Source organism: Streptomyces sp. NPDC031049, from assembly GCF_055571015.1.
Window position 1 is genome coordinate 341362 of sequence record NZ_JBVIGC010000006.1, and the last position, 25427, is coordinate 366788.

Genomic DNA, 25427 nt, shown 5'->3' on the forward strand with positions numbered 1-25427 from the left:
GCCGGCCGCGGGCGCACGCCGACCTGACCCATGCCGGGGACGGGCGCACCCCGCCCGCCTCACACGGCCGCCCGCTCCACCGGGCAGCTCATGCAGCGCGGCCCGCCCCGGCCCCGGCCCAGTTCGCTGCCCGGGATCTCGATCACCTCGATGCCCTGTTTGCGCAGATGGGTGTTGGTGGTGGAGTTCCGTTCGTAGGCGACGACCACGCCCGGTTCCACGGCCAGCACGTTGCAGCCGTCGTCCCACTGCTCCCGTTCGGCGGCGTGCACGTCCTGGGTGGCGGTCAGCACCCGGATCTCGCTCAGGCCCAGTGCCGCGGCGATCGCCCGGTGCATGTGTTCCGGCGGGTGGTCGGTGACCTTCAGCTCCTTGTCACCGGTGCCGGGCTCGATGGTGTACGAGCGGAGCATGCCGAGGCCCGCGTACTGGGTGAAGGTGTCGCCGTCGACCATCGTCATCACGGTGTCGAGGTGCATGAACGCCCGCCGCTTCGGCATGTCGAGGGCGACGATGGTGCGGGCCGAGCCGGCGGCGAACAGCTTGTGGGCGAGCATCTCCACGGCCTGCGGGGTGGTGCGCTCGCTCATGCCGATGAGGACCGCGCCGTTGCCGATGACGAGCACGTCCCCGCCCTCGATGGTCGAGGGGTAGTCGGACTGGCCCTCGGACCAGACGTGGAAGTCCGCCCCGCGAAAGAGCGGGTGGTGGCGGTAGATCGCCTCGAAGTGCACCGTCTCCCGCTGCCGGGCGGGCCAGCGCATCGCGTTGATGGAGACGCCGTCGTAGATCCAGGCGGAGGTGTCCCGGGTGAAGAGGTGGTTGGGCAGCGGGCGGAGCAGGAAGTCGTCCAGCTCCATGACGTGGAAGCGCACCGAGACGGGCTCGGGGTGCGCGTCGAGGAACTCGCGCTTGGTCATGCCGCCGACCAGCGCCTCGGCCAGTTCGGCGGCGGGCAGCGTCTCGAAGGCGCCGCGGAGGTGGTCCGTGGCCAGGACGCCGTACTCCTTCTCGTCGAAGACCCGGTCCAGGACCAGTTCCCGGGCGGCCGGGATGTCGAGGGTCTCGGTGAGCAGGTCGCCGAAGAGGTGGACGGCGACGCCGCGGTCGCGCAGCACGTCGGCGAACCCGTCGTGCTCGGCGCGCGCCCGGCGCACCCACAGCACGTCGTCGAAGAGCAGCGCGTCCTTGTTGCTGGGGGTGAGCCTTTTGAGCTCGAGATCCGGCCGGTGCAGGATGACGCGGCTGAGCCGCCCGGCCTCGGAGTCGACGTGGAATCCCATGGCTCCATCCTGACCATTCGGGCGCCTGTTCACCCCCTGCTTGCGCGGACCCGTGCCCGCCATGCGCCCTCCGTGTGCCCCCGTGCGACGCCCGGCGCGGTGGCGCCCGCTCCGTAAGACGGGTCGTGGGCCGGGCCGCCGGCCGGGTGGCCGGCCCGGGGACGGCCCGTGGACGGCCGGGGACAGGGGGAGACGTGAGCGGTGACGCACTGGTGCTGCACGTGGTGGGCGCCTCCGCGGTGGTCCTGGTGGCGGCGCACGCGAGCGGCCGGCTGGCCGCGCGGCTGCGGCAGCCGCGCATCGTCGGCCAGCTGGCCGCGGGCATCGCGCTGGGCCCCGCGTTGCTCGGCACCGCCGCCCCACAGGCGTACGCGGTGCTCTTCCCGGCGGCCGTGGGGCCGGTGCTCACCGGTTTCGCGCAGGTCGCGCTGGTGGTGTTCCTGTTCGCGGTGGGCTACGAGCTGGATCTGAAGGTCCTGGGCGACCGGGCGCGTACGTCGGTGACGGTGGCCCTGGCCGCGTTCGCGGTGCCGATGGCCGTGGGCAGCGGCTGCGCCGTGCTGTTCCGGGAGCCGCTGCACGACCTCGGCCTGCCGCGGGACCTGTCCCCGGCCACCGTGGTCTTCGCCGGGGTCGCCCTGTCGATGACGGCGGTGCCCGTGCTGACGGCCATCGTGCGGGAGAACGGGCTGTCCCGCTCGGTGCCGGGAGTGGTGGCGGTGTCGGCGGCCGGGCTGCTGGACGTGCTCGGCTGGACGGTGCTGGCCGGGGCGTTGCTGGACGGCGGCGGGGCGGCGGGGCTCGGCGTGCCGTGGCGCGTGGGGCTCGCCGCCGGCTTCGTGGCGGTCATGGTGTGCGCGGCCCGGCCGGTGCTGCGCCGGCTGCTGTGGCGGACGCGGCTGGAGCCCTCGCTGCGGCTGGCGCTGCTGCTCGGTTTCGCGCTCGGCTCGGCGTGGGTGACGCACGCGCTCGGGCTGCATGTGATCTTCGGGGCGCTGCTGGCCGGGGTGGTGGTGCCGCGCGAGGAGGACGGCACGCTCGACGCGGACCTGCTGCGTCCGCTGCACGAGGTCGGCTCGCTGCTGCTGCCGTTCTTCTTCGTGGTCTCCGGCCAGTCGGTGACCCTGGCCGGACTGGACGGCGCCGGCTGGCTGGCGCTCCTGGCGGTGACCGTGCTGGCGGTCACCACGAAGGTCGGCAGCGGTGCGGTCGCGGCCCGGCTCTGCGGGCTGGACCGGCATGACGCGCGAACCGTCGGCGTGCTGCTCAGCGCCCGGGGCCTGACCGAGCTGATCGCCCTGGACGCGGGCCGCCAGGCGGGGCTGCTGGGCGGTCCGCTGTACTCGGTCCTGGTGCTGATGGCCCTCGCCACGACCCTCCTCACCCAGCCGCTCCTGTTCCTGACCCGCCGCCCGGCCGCCCCCGGGACCGACACCCCCGCCCCGCAGGAAACAGCACCGGCTCCGGTCACCGGGGGGAGGTGACCGGAGCCGGTGGGGGCCGTGGTCACAGGCGTGGGTCGACCGGTTCCGACTCCAGGGCCAGGACGCCGAAGACCGCCTCGTGCACCCGCCACAGCGGCTCGCCGTCCGCCAGCCGGTCCAGGGCCTCCAGGCCGAGGGCGTACTCGCGCAGTGCCAGGGACCGCTTGTGGTTCAGGAACCGCTGCCTGAGCCGGGCGAGGTTGTCCGGGCGCGTGTACTCGGGACCGTAGACGATCCGCAGGTACTCGCGGCCCCGGCACTTGATGCCGGGCTGCACCAGCCGTCCCTCCTCGGTGCGGACCAGCGCCCCGACCGGCTTGACGACCATGCCCTCGCCGCCGCGGCCGGTCATCTCCAGCCACCAGTCGACGCCCGCCCGCACCGACTCGGGGTCGCCGGTGTCGACGTAGAGCCGGCGGGTGGTGTGCAGCAGGCCGGTGCCGTCGTGCTCGACCAGCCGGTCGATGAGGCCGAGTTGCTCGTCGTGCGGCAGGGCGGCGAGGCTGCGGCCCTGGACGGCGAGGATCTGGAACGGCGCCAGGCGGACACCGTCCAGGCCGTCCGTCGTCCAGCAGTAGCGCCGGTAGGCGTCGGTGAACGCCGCGGCGTCGGCGGCCCGGTCCCGCTGCCGTGCGAGCAGCTCCGTGACGTCGACCCCGCGGGCCGCCACGCCCTCCAGGGCGGCCAGCGCGCCGGGGAACACCGCGCCGGCGGCGGCGCCCACGGCGGCGTACTGCGAGCGCAGCAGACCGGAGGCCTTCAGCGACCAGGGCATCAGCTCGCAGTCGAGCAGCATCCAGTCGGTGGCGAGTTCCTCCCACAGCCCGGCGGCGCCGATCGCCGCGCGCAGCCGGCCGAGGACCTCCTCGGTGACGGAGGCGTCGTCGAAGAACGGGCGGCCGGTACGGGTGTAGAGGGAGCCGGTCGGGCCTCCCCCGCTCCCGGCTTCGCTCGAGCCGGAGCCGCCACCGGCCCCGAAGCGGGCGCGGGCCGTCTCCGCGTCCCGGCACACCAGGGCCACCGCCCGCGAGCCCATGTGCTTCTCCTCGCACACCACCCGCGCCACCCCGTCGGCGGCGTACTGCGCGAACGCCTCCTCGGGGTGCTCCAGGTAGCCGTCCACCCGGGAGGTGGCGGTCGGGGCCATGGTCGGCGGCAGGTACGGCAGCAGCCGCGGGTCGGCCGCGAAGCGGCTCATGACCTCGAGCGCCGCCGCCGCGTTGTCCTCGCGGACGGTGACCCGGCCCGCGTGCCGGGTCTCCACCGCACGCCGCCCGTGCACGTCCGCCAGGTCCAGCGGCCGTCCGTCGTGCCCGCCGGGCGCCTCGGTGCGCAGCGGCTTGACCGGCTCGTACCACACCCGCTCGGCGGGTACGTCGACGATCTCCCGCTCCGGCCAGCGCAGCGCGGTCAGTCTGCCGCCGAAGACGGCGCCGGTGTCCAGGCAGATGGTGTTGTTCAGCCAGGTCGCCTCCGGCACCGGGGTGTGGCCGTAGACGACGGCCGCCCGGCCCCGGTAGTCCTCCGCCCACGGGTAGCGCACCGGCAGCCCGAACTCGTCGGTCTCGCCGGTGGTGTCGCCGTACAGGGCGTGGCTGCGCACCCGGCCGGAGGTGCGGCCGTGGTACTTCTCCGGCAGTCCGGCGTGGCAGACCACGAGCCGGCCGCCGTCGAGGACGTAGTGGCTGACGAGGCCGTCGATGAACTCCCGCACCTCGGCGCGGAACTCCTCGCTCTCGCCCGCCATCTGCTCCACGGTCTCGGCGAGTCCGTGCGTGAGCTGCACCGTGCGCCCCTTGAGGTGGCGGCCGTACTTGTTCTCGTGGTTGCCGGGCACGCACAGGGCGTTGCCCGACCTGACCATCGCCATCACGCGGCGCAGCACGCCGGGGCTGTCCGGGCCGCGGTCGACGAGGTCGCCGACGAAGACGGCGGTACGGCCCTCGGGGTGCACGCCGTCGAGGTAACCGAGCTTGCCGAGCAGGGTCTCCAACTCCGCGGCGCAGCCGTGGACGTCGCCGATGATGTCGAACGGCCCGGTGAGGTGGGTCAGGTCGTTGAACCGCTTCTCGGTGACGACTCCGGCCCGCTCGATCTCCTCCGCGCCGCGCAGGACGTGCACCTTGCGGAAGCCCTCGCGCTCCAGGTGGCGCAGGGAGCGCCGCAGTTCGCGGACGTGCCGGCGGATCACCCGGCGGGGCAGGTCGGCCCGGTCGGCGCGGGCCGCGTTGCGCTCGGCGCACACCTCCTCGGGCACGTCGAGCACGATGGCGATCGGCAGCACGTCGTGCGCGCGGGCCAGCTCGATCAGCTGCCGGCGGGCGTCGGGCTGCACGCTGGTGGCGTCCACGACGGTGCGGCGGCCGGCGGCGAGCCGCTTTCCGGCGATGTAGTGCAGCACGTCGAAGGCGTCCCGCGTCGCGCTCTGGTCGTTCTCGTCGTCGCTGACCAGTCCGCGGCAGAAGTCGGAGGAGATGACCTCGGTCGGCTCGAAGTGCCGCCGGGCGAAAGTGGACTTGCCGGAGCCGGAGGCTCCGATCAGGACGACCAGGGAGAGGTCGGTGACGGGCAGCACCCGTCCTTCGGTGGTCGTGGTGCCGGTCATGCCGCCTTCGCCTCCTTCGGGGTCTCGGTAGCGGTCTCGCTGTCGAACACGGCCATGTGCGTCGGCGGCCCGACCTCGGGGTCCTCGGGGCCGACGGGGTGGAACTCCACGCGGTAGCCGTGCCGTTCGGCCACCTCCCGCGCCCAGGCGCGGAACTGCTCGCGCGTCCACTCGAAGCGGTGGTCGCGGTGCCGGACGTGCCCGGCCGGAAGGGTCTCCCAGCGCACGTTGTACTCGACGTTGGGTGTGGTGACGACGACGGTGCGGGGGCGCGCGGCGCCGAAGACCGCGTACTCGAGGGCGGGCAGCCGGGGCAGGTCGAGGTGCTCGATCACCTCGCTGAGCACGGCGGCGTCGTATCCCTTGAGCCGGCGGTCGGTGTAGACGAGGGAGCCCTGGACGAGCCGGACCCGCGCGGCCTGCCGCTCGCCCATGCGGTCCAGCTTGAGCCGCCGGGCGGCGACGGTGAGCGCCCGCACGGACACGTCGACGCCGAGGATCTCGGTGAACCGCGGCTCCTTGAGCAGCTCCCGGACCAGGTGCCCTTCCCCGCAGCCGAGGTCGAGGACCCGGGCGGCGGCGCGCTCGCGGAGCACGGTCAGGATCGCCTCGCGGCGCTGCACGGCCAGCGGGACGGGCCTCTGCTCCGCCCCGGGGTCCGGATTCGTCTCCGTCTCTGTCTCCGCCCGGGTTTCGGCCCCTGTCTCCGCCCCTGTCGCCGCTCCGGTCGCCGTCTCTGCTTCCGCTTCCGCCGCCGCCTCCGCCTCCGTCTCCGTCTCGACGGCGTTGTCGATCTCCTCGACCTCGCTGTCGTCGGACTCGGCCAGGCGCAGCAGCTCCAGCCGGTCCATCGCCTCGCGCGCCAGCGACCAGCGGCGGGACAGATAACGGCTGGTGATCAGCCGGTGCTCGGGGTGGCCGGGCAGCCATCCCTCGCCGGCCCGCAGCAGCTTGTCGACCTCGTCCGCGGAGACCCAGTAGTGCTTGGCGTCGTCGAGTACCGGAAGCAGGACGTACAGGTGGCGCAGCGCCTCGGCGACGGTCAGCGCCGCGGACTCCAGCACCAGCCGGACGTAGCGGGAGTCGCCCCACTCGGGAAACTCGGTGTCCAGCGGGACCGGTTCGGCGGTGACGGTCCAGCCGAGCGGCGCGAAGAGCCGGCGTACGAGCTCGGGGCCGCCGCGGGCGGGCAGCGCGGGCACCTCGACGCGCAGCGGCCGGGCCTCGTCCGCGAGGCCGGGCCGTGCCGTGCACACGCCGCGCATCGCACTGGAGAAGACGCGGCTCAGCGCGACGGCGAGCAGCGAGGAGGCGGCGTACGGGCGGTCGTTGACGTACTGGGCGAGCGCGGCGTCGGGGGCGCCGCCGCGGCCCTTGCCCCTGCCGCGCCTGACCAGGCTCACCGTGTCGACCTCCAGCAGCAGCGCCGCCGTGCAGCGCTGGGGCTCCGCCTCCGGGTAGAGCACGTGGGCGGTGCCGGAGGAGGTGGAGAACGCCTGCGCCTTGTCGGGATGCTTGTGCAGCAGGAAGCCGAGGTCGGTGGCGGGGCGTTCGGGCGTGCCGGTGGTGGTGAGCGTCAGGAACATGGCTTCGGGGCCTTTCCGGCCGGTCGGTCGTGGTGTGGAAGCCGTACGTGCGCGAGCCCCCAGGAGGTGGTGATCCTGGGGGCTCGGCAGGACGACGATCACACGATCGCACGAGTTCGCCGGGCGGCGCCTGCGGTTATTCGCGCCGCCGGGGCCGCTACGACAGCTGCGACTGGACCTGGGAGGAGATCAGTTCCAGGTGCTCCAGGTCGTTCAGGTCGAGCACCTGGAGGTAGATGCGCTGCGAGCCGGCCTCGGCGTAGCGGCCGATCTTGTCGACGACCTCGGCCGGGGAACCGGCGAGGCCGTTGGCCTTCAGCTCCTCGACCTCGCGGCCGATGGCGCCGGCGCGGCGGGCGACCTCCTGGTCGTCCTTGCCGACGCAGACGACGAGGGCGTTGGAGTAGGTGAGGGCGTCGGGTGCGCGGCCGGCCTCCTGGGCGGCGGTCCGCACCCGGCCGAACTGGCGCCGGGTGTCCTCGATCGAGGCGAACGGGATGTTGAACTCGTCGGCGTACCGGGCGGCGAGGCGCGGGGTGCGGGTGACGCCGTGGCCGCCGATGAGGACGGGGATCTTGGGCTGGGCGGGCTTGGGCAGCGCGGGCGAGTCGGTGAGGTCGTAGTAGGTGCCGTGGAAGTCGAAGGTCTGGCCGGTCTCGGTCGCCCACAGGCCGGTGATGATCGCCAGTTGCTCTTCGAGGCGGGCGAACTTCTCCTTCGGGAAGGGGATGCCGTACGCCTTGTGCTCCTCCTCGAACCAGCCGGCGCCGAGGCCGAGTTCGACCCGTCCGCCGGACATCTGGTCGACCTGGGCGACCTGGATGGCGAGGACGCCGGGGAGGCGGAAGGTGCCGGCGGTCATCAGGGTGCCGAGGCGGATGCGCTTGGTCTCGCGGGCGAGGCCGGCGAGGGTGATCCAGGCGTCGGTCGGGCCGGGGAGGCCGTCCACGGAACCCATGCGGAGATAATGGTCCGAGCGGAAGAAGGCGTCGAACCCGAGGTCCTCGGTGGCCTTGGCGACGGTGAGCAACGTGTCGTAGGTGGCCCCCTGCTGGGGCTCGGTGAAGATGCGCAGATCCATGACTCCATCCTGCACGCTGAGACGCCGTGGGTGATCGCCGGCCGTCGCCCCGGCAGGTCGGCGCGCCGTGTGCTCCACGGTCGGGTGAATCCGGTCAACCCGGCGCCGGGCGTGGCGGTTGCGGCAGTGACCGGGTCGCGGCTGTGATCGTTGGGTCGGCGGAGCCGGACCGCCCGGCGCCCGCACCGGCCCTCGACCGCCGGGGTGTCACCGTGCCGGCCTCCACGGGGGCCGGGGCCGAGGAGGCCGACTTGTCCGAAGAGACCGTGCCGCACCAGGGCATGGCCGCCACCGACGGGCGGCCGAAGGGGTTGCTCCAGCAGATGGAGGAGCTGATGGCGGCCCTGAACGCGGACCTGTCGGCTCTGGACGCGGAGCTTCAGTCGGCCGGGGGGCCGCGCGACGGGCAGAGCGAGGAGCGCCCCACGGACTGACCGGGCGGCGCCTACGGGGCCAGCACGAGGATCCCGAAGAGCATGAATCCCACGCCGAAGAGCAGGATCCCGCCGAACAGGAACAGTTCTGTCCGGCGGCTCGGTGGGTTCTCCCGGAAGTACTTCAGCGGCCCCCCGGACACGCCCTGCGGTCCCAGCACCATGGACTTCCCCTCTCCGGCTCGGGTGTCCCTTACCCGGCTCCCGCGTGGTTCACCCGGTGCGCCAGCGGTCCTGATCGCTGCGGCGGTCACGTGGATCGGGGTGTGGATCGCCGGCCACGCGCAGAAACTGATGACGACGGTCTTCGCGGGGGACACATGGGCGTACCGGTCGGCCGCTCCCTTGTACCGGCTGGTGTTCACCCCCGTCGGGGCGGTCCGTGCGGGGGGGCAGGATCGCCACGATGATCTGGCTGGCCCGCCGCCGGGGGAGACGGTCACCGGGCCGGGTCTCGTAGCCTCGGACACCGCGTCGCAGCACCGCGGAGAACCGTCGCAAAGCTCCCTAAGGCCCCGACCGCGCCTGGGGTCCGAAGACGTCCGGGACCTGGTGTGCGGCGAGGCCCTGGCCGGTCGCTCCGTCCGGTAACTCCGCCTCCCGGTCAGCCAGTTTGCGGAGCATCTCCAGAACGCGGTCCCGGCACTCGTCCGCCGCGTCGATCGCTTCCATGCACTGCCAGTACACGCCCTCGTCCTCCGCGGCGCTGGCGATGCCGACCAGGGCGATGCCTATCTCGCCGAGCAGGGCACCGAGGCGCATCAGAGCCTGGCGGGCGTCGCCCAACTCGGTCAGCTGGGCGGCGCGCAGCTCACCCGGGGCGAGGTCCGGGGTGTGCAGCACGCCGCAGCCGCGGCCCGCCAGCTCCGTCAGTCCCAGTGCCTCGCCGCGCAGTTCCGGTGGGCCGGAGACCGCCAGGCGGCTGCCGATCGCCTGCGCGAGGGCCTGCGCCTGCCACACCTCCGCGAGAATCTCCGGTACGTCGCCTCCGGCGGTCAGGGCACGCCTGCTCGTCACGATGAGCCGCACAGCGTCCATGCGCTGCCCCCGTCTGTCCGACGCGCGGTCACGCGCGTCCGCCCGAACTCCCTTGTCCACTACCCAGAGTGAAGGCAAGCGGGTCGAAAAGCCAGAGGAAGGCGGAAATCTGTGGACAACAAATCGGTTTCGTCACAGACGTCCGTCACTGAGCGTCACCACGAGGGGAGTTGGGAGCCGGGAACCTCCGCTCGTTGCGGTCGATCTTCGCCTCCAGCGCGGCCAGCGGATCGACGCCGAGCACCTCGCACAGCTGGAGCAGATAGGCCAGGACGTCGGCCACCTCGTCGCGGACCCGGTGCGCGCTGCCGGGGTCGTCCATCACGCGCGCCGACTCCTCCGGCGTCAACCACTGGAAGATCTCGACGAGTTCGGAGGCCTCCACGCTGAGCGCGGTGACGAGGTTCTTGGGCGTGTGGTACGGCTGCCAGTTCCGCGCGGCGGCGAACTCGGCGAGCCGGCGCTGGAGGGCCGCCAGGTCGCGTGGATGATCGGTCACGGCTCCAGGTGTACCACCGTCACCCCGTCCGTCCCCGCCGCCCAGGCCGGGTCGCTGACCGTGCCGACGAGCCGCAGATGCCCCCGGTCGCACATCCGGGCCGCCAGCCCGAGCAGCGCCTGGCGCTGACCGGGATCGAGTCCCCGGTCGAGTCCGTCGGCCAGGACGGTCAGCGTCTGGAGGGCGTCCGGCACCTCGCCGGCCGGGTCGACCTCCAGCACCCCGGGTCCGGTGAGCAGCACCAGGGCCAGGGCGAGGTAGCGCAGCTCTCCGTAGCCCAGCCGGGCCAGGCCGGTGCGGCGGCCGTCGCCCCGGTCGAGCAGGGCGCGGACCACTCCCCCGGTGACGGACTCGGCCAGCACGTCGGCGACGTGCCCCGCGCAGCCGGCGCGCACCGCCTCGACGAACAGGGCGTGCCGCCGCCCGCACTCGGTGCGGGTGCGCCACAGCACGTCGGCCAGGTTGTCGCAGCCGGGCAGCAGCCGCCCCGAGCCGGTCGGCACCGGCTCGCGCATCCGGTCGGGCCGCGGATCGCAGGCGAACACCGAGCGCAGGGCGACGACCATCTGCTCGGCGGCGGCCAGCACCCGGCGCTGCCCGTCGGTCTTGCCGGCCACGCGCAGCGGCAGCAGCGCGGTGCCGAGCCGGTCGTCCGGCAGCGGGGCGCGCGTGACCGGGGCCGGTCCGGCCGTATGCCAGGCGGCCTGCACGGTGCGCCGCCCGGGGTCGCGCAGGGCGGTCTCCAGGAGGACCACCCCGTCGGCGGTCAACCGCTCGCCCGCGATGCGCAGTTCCGGTTCGGCCTGTACGGCGAGGTCGAGCCGCACCGGTCCCTCGGGGCCGTCCGCGGTGCAGCCGATGCGGAAGCCGCGGCGCTGCTGGGCGTCGGGCCGGGCCCGGTCGGGCACGCAGGCTCCCGGGTCGGGGAAGGCGGCGGGGAGCGTGGCGCCGCCGCCGAGCCGGGCCAGCGCCTCGTACGCCCGCAGGGCGCTGGACTTGCCACAGCCCGAGCGGCCGGCGAGCAGGGTGAGCGGTCCGAGCCGCATCGCGACCCGGCGGTGCGTGGCGAACGCGGAGAGCCGCAGTTCGGTGACGCGGGGCCGCTCCGGATGCCGCGCTCCGCCGGCGAGCGGCTCCGGCGGCGAGGAGGGGCCGGTGTCCGAGGGGGACGACGCGGAAGGCACGGTCATGTCCGGACCGTAGGCCTCCGTCCGACGGGCGAACCGTTCCGCCCCGGGGCCCTTCCCACGAACGGGCGACCGGCCGCCCGCGGGACACGGCACCGGTCACACGGGAGGGCGTCGGCACCGGGGCGGCGGCAGCGGTGCCGCCCGGCAGACGGCCACCGGCCGGGACCTGCCGGACGCCGCCGGCCGGGCCCCGCCGGACGCCGCCGGCGTGACTCCGCAGGACGCCCCGTCCGCGCCGGACGCACCCGACCTGACCCCACCGGACGCCCCGTCACGCGCCGGACGCACCCGACCTGACCCGGCAGACACCCGGTCCTCCCCGGACGGCCCCGGCCGACACCCGATCCGCCCTGAACGGCCCGGCCGGACCCCGGTCACGCCCCGGGCAGGCCCGCGCCCTCCATCAGTCCCGTCACCTCGGTGCCCGCGGGGGCCAGCAGGAACACGTTGCGGTCCACCCGGTGCATGCCGCTCGCCAGACCGAAGACGACTCCGGTGCTGAAGTCGAGGACGCGCTTGGCGACCTCCGCCTCCGCGCCGGTCAGGTCGAGCAGGACCGGGATGCCGGCCATCAGGGTCTCGGCGACCTCGCGGGCGTCCGCGAAGACGTTGACGCGCAGGACCACGAAGCGGCGGCGCGCCTCCGTCTCCGCCTCCGGCATCGCCCGGTGGCCGACCGAGGACGGCCACGCGTCGCGCCCGCGCAACGGAACGACCTGGGCGAGTCCTTCCCACTGTTCATCGGTGACGTCGTGGCTGTTCACCGGCTCCCCCGCTCCGACTCGCCTCTGTTGCCTCGCACCAGCCAATTCTTACGTCATGTCACCCGTTCGGCCCAACAGCGACACGGTCCGCGACGGCTCGAGCCGGGCGGGGGCGGGCGGCCGGCCGGTGCGCGGCGTACGGCGTACGGGTCGGGGTCAGGCGCGTTCGGCCTCGTCCTGGCGGCGGGCCAGCGCCCAGATCACGAAGACGTCGATCGCCATGGTGATCACGGACCAGACGGGCGCGTACGGCAGGAACAGGAACTGGGCCACCAGGCTGAGCGCGGCCAGCAGGATGCCCGCGAAGCGCGCCCAGGCCATGTCCTTGAGCAGGCCGTAGCCGGTCGCCAGCAGCAGGGCGCCCAGGACGACGTGGATGACGCCCCAGCCGGTGAGGTTCATCTCGTACACGTACGTGCCGATGCGGGCGTAGACGTCGTCCTCGGCGATGGCCGCGATGCCCTGGAGAACGGCGAAGGCGCCGTTGCACAGGAGCAGGACACCGGCGAAGACGACACCTCCGGTCACCCACCCGCTCTGCCGGGTGGAGCGGCCGGTGGCGCCGGGGGACGGCGTACCGGGGGACGGTGCGGCGTGCTGAGCCATGAGCGGCGTCCTTTCTCGCGCGTGCTCCGAGCCTGCGGGGGGCGGCCCCGGACGGCCATCCGGGGTGCTGCGAACGGGTGAAACCGTTCGGGGTGCAGAACGTGCGGCCGGGACCGGCCTCGCGTTGACTGGGCGCACCTGCCTCGTCGGCCGGCCCACGTGCCCCATGCGACTCGCCGGAGGAGCCCATGACGACACCGGCGAACGCGGCCGTGCCCCGGGCCGAGCAGTCGCTGCGGGACACGGTGCTCAGCCGGGGCTATCTGCGGCTGTTGCTGCTGTGCGTGCTGCTCGGCGTGCCCATCGCGCTCGCCTGCTTCTTCTTCGTCGGGCTCCAGCACCAGCTCCAGCACTGGGTGTGGACCTCGCTTCCGCACGCGGCCGGTTTCGCCGCCCCGCCGTGGTGGTGGCCGCTGCCCGCGCTGGTCCTCGCCGGGCTGGTCCTCGCGCCGATCGTGACCCGGCTGCCGGGCGCCGGGGGCCATCTGCCGGTGGACGGTCTCGGCGGCGCGCCCGTCGGGCCCAAGGCGCTGCCGGGCACCGTGCTGGCGGCGCTGGCGACGCTGCCGCTGGGTGTGGTGCTGGGCCCGGAGGCGCCGCTGATGGCGGTGGGCAGCGGGCTCGCGCTGCTGGCGGTGCGGCGGCCGGCGGCCGTGGACCCCAGGGCGCGGGCGGTGGTGGCGACGGCCGGCTCCACCGCCGCGATCTCGACGATCCTGGGCGGTCCGGTCGTGGCGGCGGTGCTGCTCATCGAGGGGGCCGGGCTCGGCGGCGCCCGGCTGGTGGCGCTGTTGCTGCCCTGCCTGCTCGCCAGCGCGGCCGGCGCCCTGGTGTTCACCGGGTTCGGGGACTGGACCGGCCTGCGGATCGGCGCGCTCCGGCTGCACGACGTCCCGCCGCCGGTCGACCCGGACGCGGGCGACTTCCTGTGGGGCGTGCCGGTGGCGGCGCTGATCGCCGTGCTGGTCGCCCTCGGCCGGGAGCTGGGCCGCTCCACGGCCGGCTGGACCCGGCGCGGGCGGACCGCGGCCCGGACCGTCGCCTGCGCCACGGCCGTGGGCGGGTGTGTCGCGGCGTACGCGCTGATCACGGGCCGCTCCCCCGCCGAGGCGGCCCTGTCCGGCCAGGCCACGCTGGGTGAACTGGCCGCGCAGCCGCACGCCTGGCCGGTGGGGGCGCTGCTCGCGCTCGTCGCCTGCAAGGGGCTGGCCTGGGGGATCGCCCTGGGCAGTCTGCGCGGCGGTCCGATCTTCCCGGCGGTGCTGCTGGGCACCGCGACGGCCATGGCCTGCTCCGGCCTGCCCGGGTTCGGCACGGCCCCGGCCCTCGCGCTCGGGATCGCCGCGGCGGCGGCCGCGGTGACGGGGCTGCCGCTGGCCAGCGCGGTGCTTGCGGTGCTGCTGATCGGCGGCGACGCCGACGACCAGATGCCGCTGATCGTGACCGCGTCGGTCGTGGCCTTCATCGTCGCCCAACTCGTGCGCCGCGGGCGGCCCGAGGAGACACCGGAAGCACCCGGCGGCGAGGACGGCGCGGGCGGTGCCGGGCGGGCGGCGGGGGCGGGGCCGTGACGGCGGGGCCGGACAGGGGGCACGGCCGCCGTCCGCGCGGGGCCGTGCGGTCCGCGCGGCCCTGGGTGGTGCGGGGCGTCGTAGGGGCCGTCGTGGTCGCCGCGTACTTCCTGCTCCCCCTCGATCATCTCGGCCCCCGGCGGGCCGAGGTGAGCTGGGTGCTGTTCGGGGCCGTCCTCACGCTGGTGGCCGTACTGCTGCTGCGCCAGGTCCGCCACGTCCTCACCGACCGCCCCGACACCCGTCCCGGTCTGGCGCTCACCCTGCTGATGCTGCTGTCGGTGCACGTCTTCGCCGCCGCCTACTACTGCCTGGCCAAGCAGCCCGGCGAGTTCTCGGGGCTGCACACCCGTCTGGACGGGCTCTACTTCACCGTCGTCACGCTCGCCACCGTCGGCTACGGCGACATCACCCCGCGGGGACAGGCGGCGCGTGTGGTGACGATCGTGCAGATCCTGTACACGTTCGTGTTCCTCACGGCCGCCGCGACCGCCCTGAGCCAGCGGGTGCGCGCCATGGCCGTGCGACGGCTGGACCGTGACCGGCGCGAGTGACGGCACAGGGAGTGTGTGACCCGGGTCCGAGCGCCCCGTACGCCCTTGTCACCGCGGGTGCGGGCGCACTACTGTCACCACGCCTTGGTGAACGGGAAATCCGGTGCAAAGCCGGTGCGGCCCTCGCCACTGTGATCGGGAAGTCCGGCTCCGGCCCTCGCGGGCAGCCACTGGGTCATCACGACCCGGGAAGGCGGAGTTCGGGCGGTGGTACCCGTCAGCCAGGAGACCGGCCGAGGCGCGTCAACCATCCACGAGGTGCTGGAGAGGGTCTGCCGAGCCATGCACATAGCCGAGGGCTTCCTGCCTCCGGCGCACGCGATCGCCTGGGGTGTCGCGTCCGCGCCGTTCGTCGTCCACGGAGTACGGTCACTCACCCGCGAGGTCAGGGAGCACCCGGAGAGCACGCTGCTCCTCGGCGCCTCCGGGGCCTTCACGTTCGTGCTGTCCGCCCTGAAACTTCCCTCGGTGACCGGGAGTTGCTCCCATCCGACGGGCACCGGGCTGGGCGCCGTCCTGTTCCGGCCGCCGGTCATGGCCGTGCTGGGCACCATCACGCTGCTCTTCCAGGCGCTGCTGCTGGCGCACGGCGGGCTGACCACGCTCGGCGCCAACGTCTTCTCCATGGCGGTCGTCGGGCCGTGGGCCGGGTACGGCGTCTACCGGCTGCTGCGCCGCTGCGCCGCGCCGCTGATGGCCGCCGTGTTCTGCGCCGCGTTCACCGCCGACCTGTCCACCTACTGCGTGACGTCCGTGCAGCTGGCGCTCGCCTTCCCGGACCCGGGCAGCGGATTCCTGGGCGCGCTCGGCAAGTTCGGCTCGATCTTCGCGGTGACGCAGATCCCGCTGGCGGTCAGCGAGGGGCTCCTGACGGTCCTGGTGATGCGGCTGCTGGTGCGGTCCAGCAAGGGCGAGCTGACCCGGCTGGGCGTGCTGCCGGCGGGGACGAGGACGACGACGGAGCAGGAGGCGGCGGCCCGGTGAAGCGCGACACGAGGATCAACGCCCTGCTGCTGCTCGCGGTCGCCGCGCTCGCGGTGCTGCCGCTGGTGCTGGGGCTCGGCGACCACAAGGAGGAGCCGTTCGCCGGTGCCGACGCCGAGGCGGAGACGGCGATCACCGAGCTGGACCCGGAGTACGAGCCGTGGTTCTCGCCGCTGTACGAACCGCCCTCCGGGGAGGTCGAGTCGGCGCTGTTCGCCGTGCAGGCCGCTCTCGGCGCCGGCGTGCTGGCGTACTACTTCGGGCTGCGCCGGGGGCGGCGGCAGGGCGAGGAGCGGGCCCGCGCGTCGGCCCGGCGGGACGATCCCGCGGGGGACTGAGTGCTGCCGATCGACGCGGCGGCGCACGCGAGCCGCTGGCGCCGCCGGCATCCGGTCGACAAGGCCGTGCTGGGACTGGGCCTGACGGTGCTGGCGATCTCCCTGCCGCCATGGCCGGGTGCCGCGCTGGTGCTGGTCGCGGCGCTGGCGGTGCTGCTCGGCCCGGCGGGCGTGCCGGGGCGCCGGCTGTGGCGGGCCTGGCGGGTGCCGCTGGGGTTCTGCCTGACCGGGGCGCTGCCGCTGCTGGTGCAGGTCGGCGGCGCGGACGCGTTCGTGTCCCTCGCGGACGGGGGCCCGGCGCGGGCCGGCGCCCTGCTGCTGCGCACCTCGGCCGCCTCCCTCGGGGTGCTGCTGTTCGCGTTCACCACGCCGATGTCCGACCTGCTGCCGCGGCTGGTGCGGGCCGGGGTGCCGGCGCCGGTGGTCGACGTGGCGCTGGTGACGTACCGGATGAGCTTCCTGCTGCTGGACTCCGTGCGGCGGGTGCGGCAGGCGCAGGCGGCCCGGCTGGGGCACACCACCCGGGCCGCCGCCTGGCGTTCGCTGGCCGGGCTCGGCGCGACGGCGTTCGTGCGCTCCTTCGACCGGGCGGCGCGGCTCCAGGCCGGGCTCGCCGGCCGCGGCTACGACGGCACGCTGCGCGTGCTGGTGCCGGAGGCCCGGGTCTCGGTGCCGTTCACGGCGGCGAGCCTGGCGCTGCTGGCGGCGCTGGCCGCCCTCACCTTCGTACTGGAAAGGCCGCTGACGTGAGCGAGTCCGCCGTCGTGTCCCTGCGGGGCGCCACCTTCGCCTACGAGGACGGGCCGGCCGTGCTGCGGGCGGTGGACTTCGACGTGCCCGAGGGGCGGGCGCTGGCCCTGCTGGGGCGCAACGGCAGCGGCAAGACCACGCTGATGCGGCTGCTCAGCGGCGGGCTGCGGCCGCACGCCGGGCGGCTGACGGTGGCGGGCGAGCCGGTGACGTACGACCGCGGGGGGCTGACCCGGCTGCGCAGCACGGTGCAGTTGGTGGTGCAGGACCCGGACGACCAGTTGTTCGCCGCGTCCGTGGCCCAGGACGTGTCGTTCGGGCCGCTCAACCTCGGTCTGCCTGAGGACCGGGTGCGGGCCCGGGTCGAGGAGGCGCTCGCCGCGCTGGACATCGTCACGCTGGCCGACCGGCCCACGCATCTGCTGTCGTACGGGCAGCGCAAGCGGGCGGCGATCGCCGGTGCCGTCGCGATGCGGCCCCGGGTGCTGATCCTGGACGAGCCGACCGCCGGGCTCGATCCGGACGGGCAGGAACGGCTGCTGGCCACCCTCGACGGGCTCCGTGCGGGCGGCACCACCGTGGTGATGGCCACCCACGACGTCGACCTCGCGCTGCGCTGGTGCGAGGACGCCGCCGTCCTGACGCCGTCGGGGGTGCGCACCGGGCCCGCCGCCGCCACGCTGGCCCGGACCGAGCTGCTGCGCGAGGCCGGGCTGCGGCTGCCGTGGGGTGTCGCGGTGGCCGGTCTGCTGCGGGAGCGGGGGATACTGGCCGACCCGGCGGCGGGGCCGCGGACCGCCGAGGAGCTGGCCGCTCTGCTCGCGCTCGGCGGGAGCGGGGATTCCGGTCGGAGCGGACAGAAATAGATGTCCGGTGAACGGACCCGGTGTCCCGGATAACGGTCTGGTTTCGGCCGCTGCCATTTTCCGGGGTCACCGACCGTGATGTGATTTGCATCACTAAAAAATGCGCAAAGGGCGTGGTAGACATGCGCAACTCCGCAGGTGGCACCACCCCTCGCCGACCCGCGGAGCGTCGGCACACACGTCGACTGCATGACCAGGGTGATCACGCTCCGAGTCCGGGGCCGCACCGCCCGGGGTCACCGATCGGACAAGGGCGTTCGCTCCAAGACCGCACATCACGCCGGCGTCACTCCCCACGCCGGTCCGCGCCATCGAGGTAGCCACTGTGTCACTCGACTCCATCACCAAGTCCGTCGACGAAGCCGTCAGCGGATTCTTCGAGCCCGTAGCCACCTGGCTCGGCGAAAAGGTCTTCTACGCCGTACCCGTCGGGGGTACGGAATTTCCGCTCATCGTCGGTTGGCTCGTGGTCGCGGGTCTTGTCTTCACCGGCTGGTTCGGATTCGTCCAGCTCCGCAAGTTCCGGCTCGCCGTCGACGTGGTGCGCGGCAAGTTCGACGAGAAGGGCTCCTCCGGCGAGGTCAACCACTTCCAGGCGCTGACCGCCGCCGTCTCCGGCACCGTCGGCCTCGGCAACATCGCCGGTGTGGCCGTCGCCGTCTCCATCGGCGGCGCCGGCGCCACCTTCTGGATGATCCTGTGCGGCCTGCTGGGCATGGCCACCAAGTTCGTCGAGGTCACCCTCGGTGTGAAGTACCGCGAGGTACACCCCGACGGCACGGTCTCCGGCGGCCCGATGCACTACCTCCCCAAGGGCCTGGCCGACCGCTTCGGCAAGAACGGCAAGACCCTCGGCAAGGTGCTCGCGGTCCTCGCCTCCGCGATGATCCTGTTCTTCGGTCTCTTCGGCGGCAACCTCTTCCAGGTCAACCAGTCCTACGCGCAACTCGTCTCCGTCACCGGCGGTGAGGACGGCGCGATGGGCTCCTCCGCGGGCGCCCTGTTCTTCGGCATCCTGATCGCCGCGATCGTCGGCATCGTGCTGCTCGGCGGCATCCGCTCCATCGCCAACGTCACCAGCCGGCTGGTCCCGGCCATGGCCGGCATCTACATCGTGGCCTGCCTGGTGGTCATCCTGGTCAACGTCACCGCCGTGCCGGACGCCGTGGTCACCATCGTCGACGGCGCGTTCGACCCCGAGGGTGTCGCGGGCGGTGTGCTCGGCGCCCTGATCATCGGCTTCAAGCGGGCGGCCTTCTCCAACGAGGCCGGTCTCGGCTCCGCCCCGATCGCCCACTCCGCGGTCAAGACCAAGCACCCCGCCAGCGAGGGCCTGGTCGCCCTGCTGGAGCCGTTCATCGACACGGTCGTCATCTGCACCATGACCGCGCTGACCATCGTCATCGCCAACCCGGCGAGCTGGGGCGAGGCCCGCGCCGGCGAGGACATCGGCGGCGTGACGATCACCTCGGACGCCTTCGAGACGGTCATGCCCTGGTTCCCGTACATCCTCACCGTGGCGGTGCTGCTGTTCGCCATCTCCACCGTGCTGACCTGGGGCTACTACGGTCTGAAGGCCTGGACGTACCTCTTCGGCCGCAGCCGGGCCAGCGAGATCACCTACAAGGTCGTCTACACCGTCTTCGCGGTCGCGGGCTCCCTGCTCACGCTCCAGACGCTGATCGACCTGGCCGACGCGGTGCTCTTCTCGCTCGCCGTCATCAACATCATCGGCCTGTACCTGCTCGCCCCGGTCGTCAAGCGGGAGCTGAACTCCTTCCTGGAGTACGTCCGCACCCGCAGGGCCGGCGGCGACGGCGGCGGGGAGGAGGACCGGGAGTCGGTGAAGACCATCGTCTGACCGTCCCAGCGGCCCGGCTCCCGAGCGGCCCGTCCCCCACCCGCGCCTTGGTGGGGGACGGGCCGCTCGCCCGTGTGCGCCGGGCAGTCGGGCCGGAGGTCGGCTGCGGGTGTGTCAGACGGCGCCGCCCAGCTCCAGCAGGGCCGCCACGTACAGGCAGATCGCCACGGTCTCCAGCAGGAAGACGACGGTGGTGTGCACGGCGAGCCGGGCGCGCGGCCCGGCCCCGAGGAAGGCCCGGGCCGCTGCGCTCACCCGGGGCGCCGCGCCGTCCGGTGACGGCCCCAGCGCGGCCCGCAGGACCCGCCGCCCGGCCGCCGAGGTGACCCCGAGCCGTACGCCGTCGGCGTCCCGGACCAGGAGCGTGTGGTCCGCCCCGCCGTACGAGAAGGCCGTCACCAGGCGGACGTCCACCAGGCGGCGCGGATCGACCCGGCGGGTGCCGGTGAGGGTCCGCGCGGTCAGGCCGGTCGCCGAGTGGCGGGCCGGCCGGAGTTCCTCGCAGAGCCCGCCGGAGAACAGCACCAGGCCGAGGACCGGGCCGGCCACGACGCCCAGCACCACGCCCGCCGGCCGGGTCGCGGAGGCGGTGCACAGGGCCGGCGGCAGCAGGAGCAGGCCCAGCAGGGCGGCCGTGGCGACACGGTCGCGGCGCCTGGCCCGTCGCGGGTCCAGCGGCTCCCCGAGCGCCGGGCGGCGCCGGGGACCCGCCTCATTGCGGCCCATGGCCCGGTGTCCGGCCCGGCGCGTGACGGCCACCGGGGACGGACATCAGACGGTGCCGGGGATCGGTGGCCCGGCGGATCGCCGTCTCCACGGCCGCGACCCGGTCGGCGAGCAGTCCGAGCGCGGCGACGGCCCGCACGAGCGGGTCGTCGCCGGAGCCACCGAGGGCTTGGCCGCGGACGTACGCCGCCTTCACCTCCGCCCAGCGGGCGGCCTGTTCGGCGGTGAGGGTGCCGCGCAGCTCGGCCAGCTTCAGCAGGGCGGCCTCGGCGCCGGTCGCGAGGGCCTGGGCCTCGGCCCGGTAGTGGTCGTCGATCAGCGCGGCGAGTTCCGCGTCGTCCATCACCGGCTGGACCCGCTGGGCGATCTTGTGCATGTCGCGGTACGAGCCCTGGAGCCGGAACGGCGGCTCGGTGCGCGCCTCGTCGGACCGTGCCGCCGAGGCGATGTAGGCGGCGTTCACCGCGAGGACCGTCTCACGGGCGGTCAGCAGGTGCCGCAGCACGGCCGTGATCCGGTCCAGCTCGGCGGGCGGGTACGGGTGGGTCAGCCGGTCGGCGCGTGCCGTGGGGTCGCCGGCGGCGAGCCGGATCAGCAGGTCGAGGTCGGCGCGGTCGCGTCCGGCCAGCGGGGCCAGGACCGGGTTGGCGGTGAGGGCGTTCTCCACGAAGCTCGCCGCGAAGGCGTCCTCCTTGCCGGTCAGCACGTCCCCGAGGTTCCACACGTCGGCCCGGTTGGCGAGCATGTCGGGGACCTGGAACCGGCCGCCGGACTCGGTGTAGGGGTTTCCGGCCATGCACACCGCGAACCGCTTGCCCCGCAGGTCGTAGCTGCGGGGCCGGCCGTCCCACACGCCCTCGATGCGCCGGGTGGCGTCGCACAGCGGGATGAACCGCTGGAGCAGCTCGGGCGAGGTGTGCTGGATGTCGTCGAGGTACAGCAGGACGTTGTTGCCGGCCGCCAGAGCGAAGTTGATCTTCTCTATCTCGCGGCGGGCCGTGGCGTTCGGCGCCTCGGCCGGGTCGAGGGAGGTGACCGCGTGGCCGAGGGCGGGGCCGTCGACCTTGACCAGGATCAGGCCCAGCCGGTCGGCGACGTACTCCATGAGCGTCGTCTTGCCGTAGCCCGGAGGGGAGACGAGCAGCAGCAGGCCGCCGGTGGCGGGCCGTCCGGGCCGCCCGCCCTCACCGGTGGTGCCGAGCTGCTTGGCGAGGCTGTCGCCGACGAGCGGCAGGTAGACCTCGTCGACGAGCCTGCCACGCACGAACGTGGACAGCACGCGCGGCCGGAGGCCGTCGAGGCCCAGCCGGTCCCGCTCGGCGGCGACCAGGGCGGCGCGCCGGCGCTGGTGGGCGCGGTGGGCGGGCACGTCGTGGGCGCGGAACCGCCGGGTGCGGGCGAGGAGTTCGTCGACGCGGACGGTCAGGGACCGGCCGCTGATCCGGGGGTGGCTGCCGAGCAGGCCCTCCACGGTCTCGGTGAGCGGCGCGCCGGAGACGTACCGGGGCAGGTCCGGGCAGAGTTCGGCGGCGACCGCCTCCGCCAGGTCGCCGGGGGCGAGGTCGGTGCCGGTGGCGCCCGCGTAGGCCGACAGCCACGCCGTGACGAGCCGGCCGCGGGCGTCGAGGCCGGGCATGGCGGCCAGGTCGTCGTCGTACGCCGCTTCGTCCACGTCGCGGCGGAAGGCGTCGAGGAACGTGCGGGTGCCGGCGGCGAGCACGAAGCCGCCGGGGCCGTCGGTCAGCTCCTGGAGCAGGTAGCCGGCGGCGGCGTCCGCCTCGTCGGCGTCGCCGCCGATCGCCTCGGCCAGCTCGCGGCGCAGGTCGGTGAGGGCGGAGGAGGGGCCGAAGGCGTCCCGGGCGCGGGCCAGCGACACCGCGCGCCGGCGCCAGGACGCGCGGGCCTCGGCGGTGCTGTCGTGGGCCCAGAACAGCTGGGCGGCGGCGCGGGCGGCCGGTTCGTGGCGCAGCGGTCCGGCGCCCTCGTGCAGGCGCAGCAGCGCGGCGAGGATCAGGGTGGCGTCGTGGTCGTGGACGCCGCGTTCGTAGCCCTCGTCGTAGGCGGTCTCGGCCGCCTGCCGGACCAGGGCGGCGAGGTCGCCGGTGGCCGCGAGGGCGGCCGGACCGTGCTCGTCCAGCAGCCGGGCGGCGAGGTGTTCGGCGCGGTAGACCTCGGGCGACTCCGAGGGCAGCGGGCGGTCCCCGTACGGCAGGCTGGCCAGCAGGTCGGGGTCGGTGACCGGGGAGCGGTAGTCGGTGCCGGTGAGCGCGAGGGCGAGGCCGTCGCCGTGCGGGACGAGGGTCAGGTCGAGGGGCTGGGTGTTGACGGCGAAGCGGTGGGCGCCCAGGCGCAGGGTGCGGCCGTCGTCGCTGTACAGGTCGGTGCGGTCGCGCAGGGCGCGCAGGGCCTGCCGGCGGGCGGCGGTGAGCCGGCCGTCCAGTTCCTCCGCGCGGCCCGTCTCGCCGAGTTCGCGCAGTTCCCCGGCGAGCCGGCGGACCTTGGCGGGCATGGGGTCGGAGGTGAAGTAGGCGGCGACGGCGTCGGCGTCGGGGAGGGAGGAGGCGCGCCGGGTGAGGGTCGTCAGCACGCGGGCGGCGGAGTCGGCGAGGCGTTCGGCGCGGCGGGCGCGGGCGTCGGTGAGGGCCTGCTTGCGGGCGGAGAGGGCCTCGTGCACCTCGTCGCGCTTGTCGGCGAGCGCGCGCAGGAAGCCGTCGGACCCGGCGAACCGCGACTCCAGGTTCTCCAGCTGCACCAGCAGGGCGGCCAGCTGCTCGTCGCAGGCCCGGGGGCTGTCGGCGGCGGCGAGCGCGCCGGTGACGGCCTGGCCCAGCAGCGCGAACTCGGCGGCGAACGCGGCCCGTCCCTCGCGCTCCACCAGGTCGCGGCGGCGGGCGTCGAGCGTGGCGCGGGCGCGGTTGGCGCCGGCGAGGACCTCGGCGATCCGCTCCAGGATCGCGGTGCGGACCGTGGCGTCGGCGATGTCGAGTCCGGCGACGACCTCCGTCACCGTGCGCAGCCCGTCGGTGAGTTCGTCCAGGCGGGCGGCGACGGGTGCGGCCCCGGCGGCGGTGGTGACCGCCTCGGCGTCGGCGACGAGCCGTTCGACGTCGGCGTGGTGGCCGGCGAAGGCGTCCTCGCGGGCCAGGTGTCCGACGGCCCGCCGGCCGAAGTCGGCCAGGTCGGCCTCGACGCCGGCGGCCAGTGCGTCGATCCGGTCGGTGTCGGCGTACCGCAGGTCCTTGAGGGTGAGCAGATGTCCCTGGGCGCCGCGCAGTTCGGTCAGTCCGCCGACCCAGGCGGCGGCGCCGCGGGGCACCTCGCCGCGCAGCCGCCGCACCACCGCGTTGATGCACTCGGCGGCCTCGTCGACGGCGTCGGCGGCCCGGCGGGTGAGCGTCCGGACGGTCTCGAACTCGGCCAGCACCTGTTCGGCCGTCTCCCGCACCCGCGCCAACGGCTCGTGCAGATCGCCCAGTTCGGGGTCGGTCAGCCAGTGGTGGGCGTCGGCTGTCCGGACGCAGGAGGCGGCCAGTTCGGCGTACACCTCACCGGTCGGCGTGGTCTCGGTGACGGCGCGGGCGACGGAGAGGCAGTCGGCGATGCCGCGCACGAGGTCGGCGTTGCCGATCCGGGCGAGGGGGCCGCTGCCGGCGGGCCGTGCGGCGGCGTGGGTGTCGGAGACGTACGGGGAGCGCCAGACCTGCACCGGGTGGACGCGCCGCGGCTCGTCGGAGCCGGAGCGCAGCAGGACGAGCGTGCCGTCGTCGAACAGGGCCCAGCCGCGGCAGGTCAGCGGGGTGGCGACGGTCCTGCGGATCATGTTGTACGGCAGCAGCAGGCCGCGTCCGGCGCCGGGCGCGTGGAACGCGTACAGCACGTCCTCGCCGTTCGGGGAGCGGATCTCGCGCTCGAACTCCATGCCGGTGGTGTCGACGTCGAACGTCTTGCGGGCGCCGGTGGCCAGGCAGTAGCCGCCGGGGAAGACGATGCCCTGGTCGTCCGGGAGGCGGCGGCAGCCCTGGCCGATGCCGTCGAGGCGGACGACGGTCCCGGTGAGGGTGTTGACGACCAGGTGGCGGTCGGTGTCCTCCTTGTAGGGGCGCACCCGCAGCAGGATCAGCGGGCCGACGCGGGCGTGGGCGATGCCGGCGTCGGCGAGGGACTGCAGCGGCTCCTGGACCGGCTCGGTGTGGATGCCGTCCGGCGTCTCGGTGTCGTTCTCCGTCTTGACGGTGAGGGTGCCGCCGACGGTGGAGACGAACACCTCCCCGCCGACGGACACGTGGGGGTGGCGGCCGAGGACGTGGTCCTCGCGGGTGGCGTGGGTCCACTCGACGTCGTGGACGGGCGGCCGGACGTGGTCGCGTTCGCCGCGCGCGTCCAGGAAGGCCACGGGCCCGGTGTCCGGCACCGACCAGCGCAGGACGCGGATGTCCGCGGCCTTCTCGCCGGTGCGGAAGACGGCCAGCAGCTTGCCGGGGACGCGGCGCAGCCGCTCCAGGCGGGCCTGCCGGAAGTAGCGGTGCAGGTCGGCGAACTCCCGCCGCAGGGCGGGGTCGTCGAGCAGTCCGGGCACGGCGTCCTCGGGCAGCCGCTCGTGGTCGCGGCCGTGCAGGGCGAGGACGTCGCCGACGCCGGTGTCGGCGCCGCGTCCCGGCACGGTGCCGTACCCGAAGAGCAGCGCGTCGCCGACGGCGGTGACGTCCCGGGGGACGCAGGCCCGCTCGGTGCGCAGCTCCTCGGTGCCGGCCAGCTCCAGCCGTACCGCGCCGAACTCCTCGGTACGGCGGGCGTCCAGCTCCTCGGCACGGCGCGCCAGTTCGGCGGCCTGAGCGGTGAGGCGATCCCGCAGGACCCCGTAGGTGCCGGTGTCGAGGTGGGGGGTGGCGGGGGTGGAATCGGCGGTGGGTCCGGCGCCGGCGGCGGTCGAGGTCCCCGTACGGGTGCCGCTGCCGTCGGCCGGGGGCGCCGAGGCCGGGTGGGCGGTGGCCGGGTTCCGGCCGGTGGCCGTGCCGGTGCCGGCCGGGGCCGGGCCCCCGGCGCCCGCGTGCGGGCCCGACGGAGCGGGGCCCGTGCGCGGGCCGGTGGGCCCCGTGCCGGTCGGGCCGGTGCCCGTGCTCCGGCCGGTGGTGCCGGTGCCCGTGCTCCGGCCGGTGGTGCCGGTGCCGGTGTCCCGGCCGGTGGTGCCGGTCGTCATGGCGTCCCTC

General features: G+C 74.5%; 21 protein-coding genes and 1 riboswitch. Of the genes, 9 read left to right on the forward strand and 12 right to left on the reverse strand.

Annotation, left to right across the window (positions count from 1 at the left end; translation table 11 throughout):
* Nucleotides 1-59 precede the first annotated feature (59 nt).
* Nucleotides 60-1283 carry an arginine deiminase gene (locus ACZ45Q_RS13370; RefSeq protein WP_468259350.1) on the reverse strand — a complete coding sequence of 408 codons (1224 nt, stop codon included), beginning with the start codon at nt 1281-1283 and terminating at the stop codon, nt 60-62.
* Between the two features lie 194 nt (nt 1284-1477).
* Here ACZ45Q_RS13370 and ACZ45Q_RS13375 point away from each other — a divergent pair, with 194 nt between their 5' ends.
* The gene (locus tag ACZ45Q_RS13375) at nt 1478-2767 is read left to right on the forward strand and encodes a cation:proton antiporter (RefSeq protein ID WP_468259353.1); all 1290 of its coding nucleotides are present in this window, start codon (nt 1478-1480) and stop codon (nt 2765-2767) included.
* 22 nt (nt 2768-2789) lie between these two features.
* On the opposite strand, the gene ACZ45Q_RS13380 is transcribed toward ACZ45Q_RS13375, so the two are convergent.
* From ACZ45Q_RS13380 to ACZ45Q_RS13390, 3 genes are all read right to left on the reverse strand, one after another.
* Entirely contained in the window at nt 2790-5372 is a 2583-nt protein-coding gene (locus tag ACZ45Q_RS13380; RefSeq protein WP_468259356.1) for a polynucleotide kinase-phosphatase, read from the reverse strand.
* The gene (locus ACZ45Q_RS13385) at nt 5369-6958 is read right to left on the reverse strand and encodes a 3' terminal RNA ribose 2'-O-methyltransferase Hen1 (RefSeq protein WP_468259358.1); all 1590 of its coding nucleotides are present in this window, start codon (nt 6956-6958) and stop codon (nt 5369-5371) included. The genes ACZ45Q_RS13380 and ACZ45Q_RS13385 overlap by 4 nt, the downstream gene beginning before the upstream one ends.
* 157 nt (nt 6959-7115) lie before the next feature.
* The gene (locus ACZ45Q_RS13390; RefSeq protein WP_468259361.1) at nt 7116-8039 is read right to left on the reverse strand and encodes an LLM class F420-dependent oxidoreductase; all 924 of its coding nucleotides are present in this window, start codon (nt 8037-8039) and stop codon (nt 7116-7118) included.
* A 251-nt stretch (nt 8040-8290) separates the two neighbouring features.
* Between ACZ45Q_RS13390 and ACZ45Q_RS13395 the strand changes: the two genes are divergently transcribed.
* Nucleotides 8291-8473: a hypothetical protein gene (locus ACZ45Q_RS13395; protein ID WP_468259363.1), complete on the forward strand. Its 183-nt coding sequence runs from the start codon at nt 8291-8293 to the stop codon at nt 8471-8473.
* A gap of 11 nt (nt 8474-8484) precedes the next feature.
* Here the strand turns inward: ACZ45Q_RS13395 and ACZ45Q_RS13400 are convergent, their stop codons facing one another.
* From ACZ45Q_RS13400 to ACZ45Q_RS13425, 6 genes are all read right to left on the reverse strand, one after another.
* Nucleotides 8485-8637, reverse strand: coding sequence for a hypothetical protein (locus ACZ45Q_RS13400; RefSeq protein ID WP_468259366.1), 153 nt, complete (start codon nt 8635-8637; stop codon nt 8485-8487).
* Between the two features lie 343 nt (nt 8638-8980).
* A complete protein-coding gene (locus tag ACZ45Q_RS13405; RefSeq protein ID WP_468259368.1) occupies nt 8981-9511 on the reverse strand; it encodes a DUF6099 family protein in 531 nt (176 codons plus the stop codon).
* Between the two features lie 145 nt (nt 9512-9656).
* Nucleotides 9657-10010, reverse strand: a complete 354-nt coding sequence (locus ACZ45Q_RS13410) for a nucleotide pyrophosphohydrolase (protein ID WP_468259371.1) — start codon at nt 10008-10010, stop codon at nt 9657-9659.
* Nucleotides 10007-11200, reverse strand: coding sequence for an AAA family ATPase (locus ACZ45Q_RS13415; RefSeq protein ID WP_468259373.1), 1194 nt, complete (start codon nt 11198-11200; stop codon nt 10007-10009). The genes ACZ45Q_RS13410 and ACZ45Q_RS13415 overlap by 4 nt, the downstream gene beginning before the upstream one ends.
* A gap of 374 nt (nt 11201-11574) precedes the next feature.
* Entirely contained in the window at nt 11575-11964 is a 390-nt protein-coding gene (locus tag ACZ45Q_RS13420) for a cell division protein SepF (protein ID WP_468259375.1), read from the reverse strand.
* Between the two features lie 156 nt (nt 11965-12120).
* Complete coding sequence (locus ACZ45Q_RS13425) at nt 12121-12570, reverse strand: DUF7144 family membrane protein (RefSeq protein ID WP_468259378.1); 450 nt, start codon at nt 12568-12570, stop codon at nt 12121-12123.
* A 188-nt stretch (nt 12571-12758) separates the two neighbouring features.
* Here ACZ45Q_RS13425 and ACZ45Q_RS13430 point away from each other — a divergent pair, with 188 nt between their 5' ends.
* From ACZ45Q_RS13430 to ACZ45Q_RS13460, 7 genes are all read left to right on the forward strand, one after another.
* Nucleotides 12759-14141 carry a voltage-gated chloride channel family protein gene (locus ACZ45Q_RS13430; protein WP_468259381.1) on the forward strand — a complete coding sequence of 461 codons (1383 nt, stop codon included), beginning with the start codon at nt 12759-12761 and terminating at the stop codon, nt 14139-14141.
* 92 nt (nt 14142-14233) lie between these two features.
* Nucleotides 14234-14695 (forward strand): potassium channel family protein, encoded by a 462-nt coding sequence (locus ACZ45Q_RS13435; protein WP_468259384.1) that lies wholly within the window; start codon nt 14234-14236, stop codon nt 14693-14695.
* A gap of 68 nt (nt 14696-14763) precedes the next feature.
* Nucleotides 14764-14947: riboswitch (cobalamin riboswitch) on the forward strand.
* A gap of 30 nt (nt 14948-14977) precedes the next feature.
* Nucleotides 14978-15679: an energy-coupling factor ABC transporter permease gene (locus tag ACZ45Q_RS13440; RefSeq protein ID WP_468259386.1), complete on the forward strand. Its 702-nt coding sequence runs from the start codon at nt 14978-14980 to the stop codon at nt 15677-15679.
* Nucleotides 15676-16017, forward strand: coding sequence for an energy-coupling factor ABC transporter substrate-binding protein (locus tag ACZ45Q_RS13445; RefSeq protein WP_468259389.1), 342 nt, complete (start codon nt 15676-15678; stop codon nt 16015-16017). Before ACZ45Q_RS13440 ends, ACZ45Q_RS13445 begins: the two co-directional genes overlap by 4 nt.
* Entirely contained in the window at nt 16018-16767 is a 750-nt protein-coding gene (gene cbiQ / locus ACZ45Q_RS13450; protein WP_468259391.1) for a cobalt ECF transporter T component CbiQ, read from the forward strand.
* Nucleotides 16764-17633, forward strand: coding sequence for an energy-coupling factor ABC transporter ATP-binding protein (locus ACZ45Q_RS13455; protein ID WP_468259394.1), 870 nt, complete (start codon nt 16764-16766; stop codon nt 17631-17633). The genes cbiQ and ACZ45Q_RS13455 overlap by 4 nt, the downstream gene beginning before the upstream one ends.
* 325 nt (nt 17634-17958) lie before the next feature.
* Nucleotides 17959-19494 (forward strand): alanine/glycine:cation symporter family protein, encoded by a 1536-nt coding sequence (locus ACZ45Q_RS13460; protein ID WP_468259397.1) that lies wholly within the window; start codon nt 17959-17961, stop codon nt 19492-19494.
* A gap of 114 nt (nt 19495-19608) precedes the next feature.
* Here the strand turns inward: ACZ45Q_RS13460 and ACZ45Q_RS13465 are convergent, their stop codons facing one another.
* Together ACZ45Q_RS13465 and ACZ45Q_RS13470 are read right to left on the reverse strand one after the other, a co-directional pair.
* On the reverse strand, nt 19609-20220 hold the full coding sequence (locus tag ACZ45Q_RS13465) for a hypothetical protein (RefSeq protein WP_468259400.1): 612 nt from the start codon (nt 20218-20220) through the stop codon (nt 19609-19611).
* Nucleotides 20207-25417 carry a DNA repair ATPase gene (locus ACZ45Q_RS13470; RefSeq protein WP_468259402.1) on the reverse strand — a complete coding sequence of 1737 codons (5211 nt, stop codon included), beginning with the start codon at nt 25415-25417 and terminating at the stop codon, nt 20207-20209. The genes ACZ45Q_RS13465 and ACZ45Q_RS13470 overlap by 14 nt, the downstream gene beginning before the upstream one ends.
* Nucleotides 25418-25427: the final 10 nt, after the last annotated feature.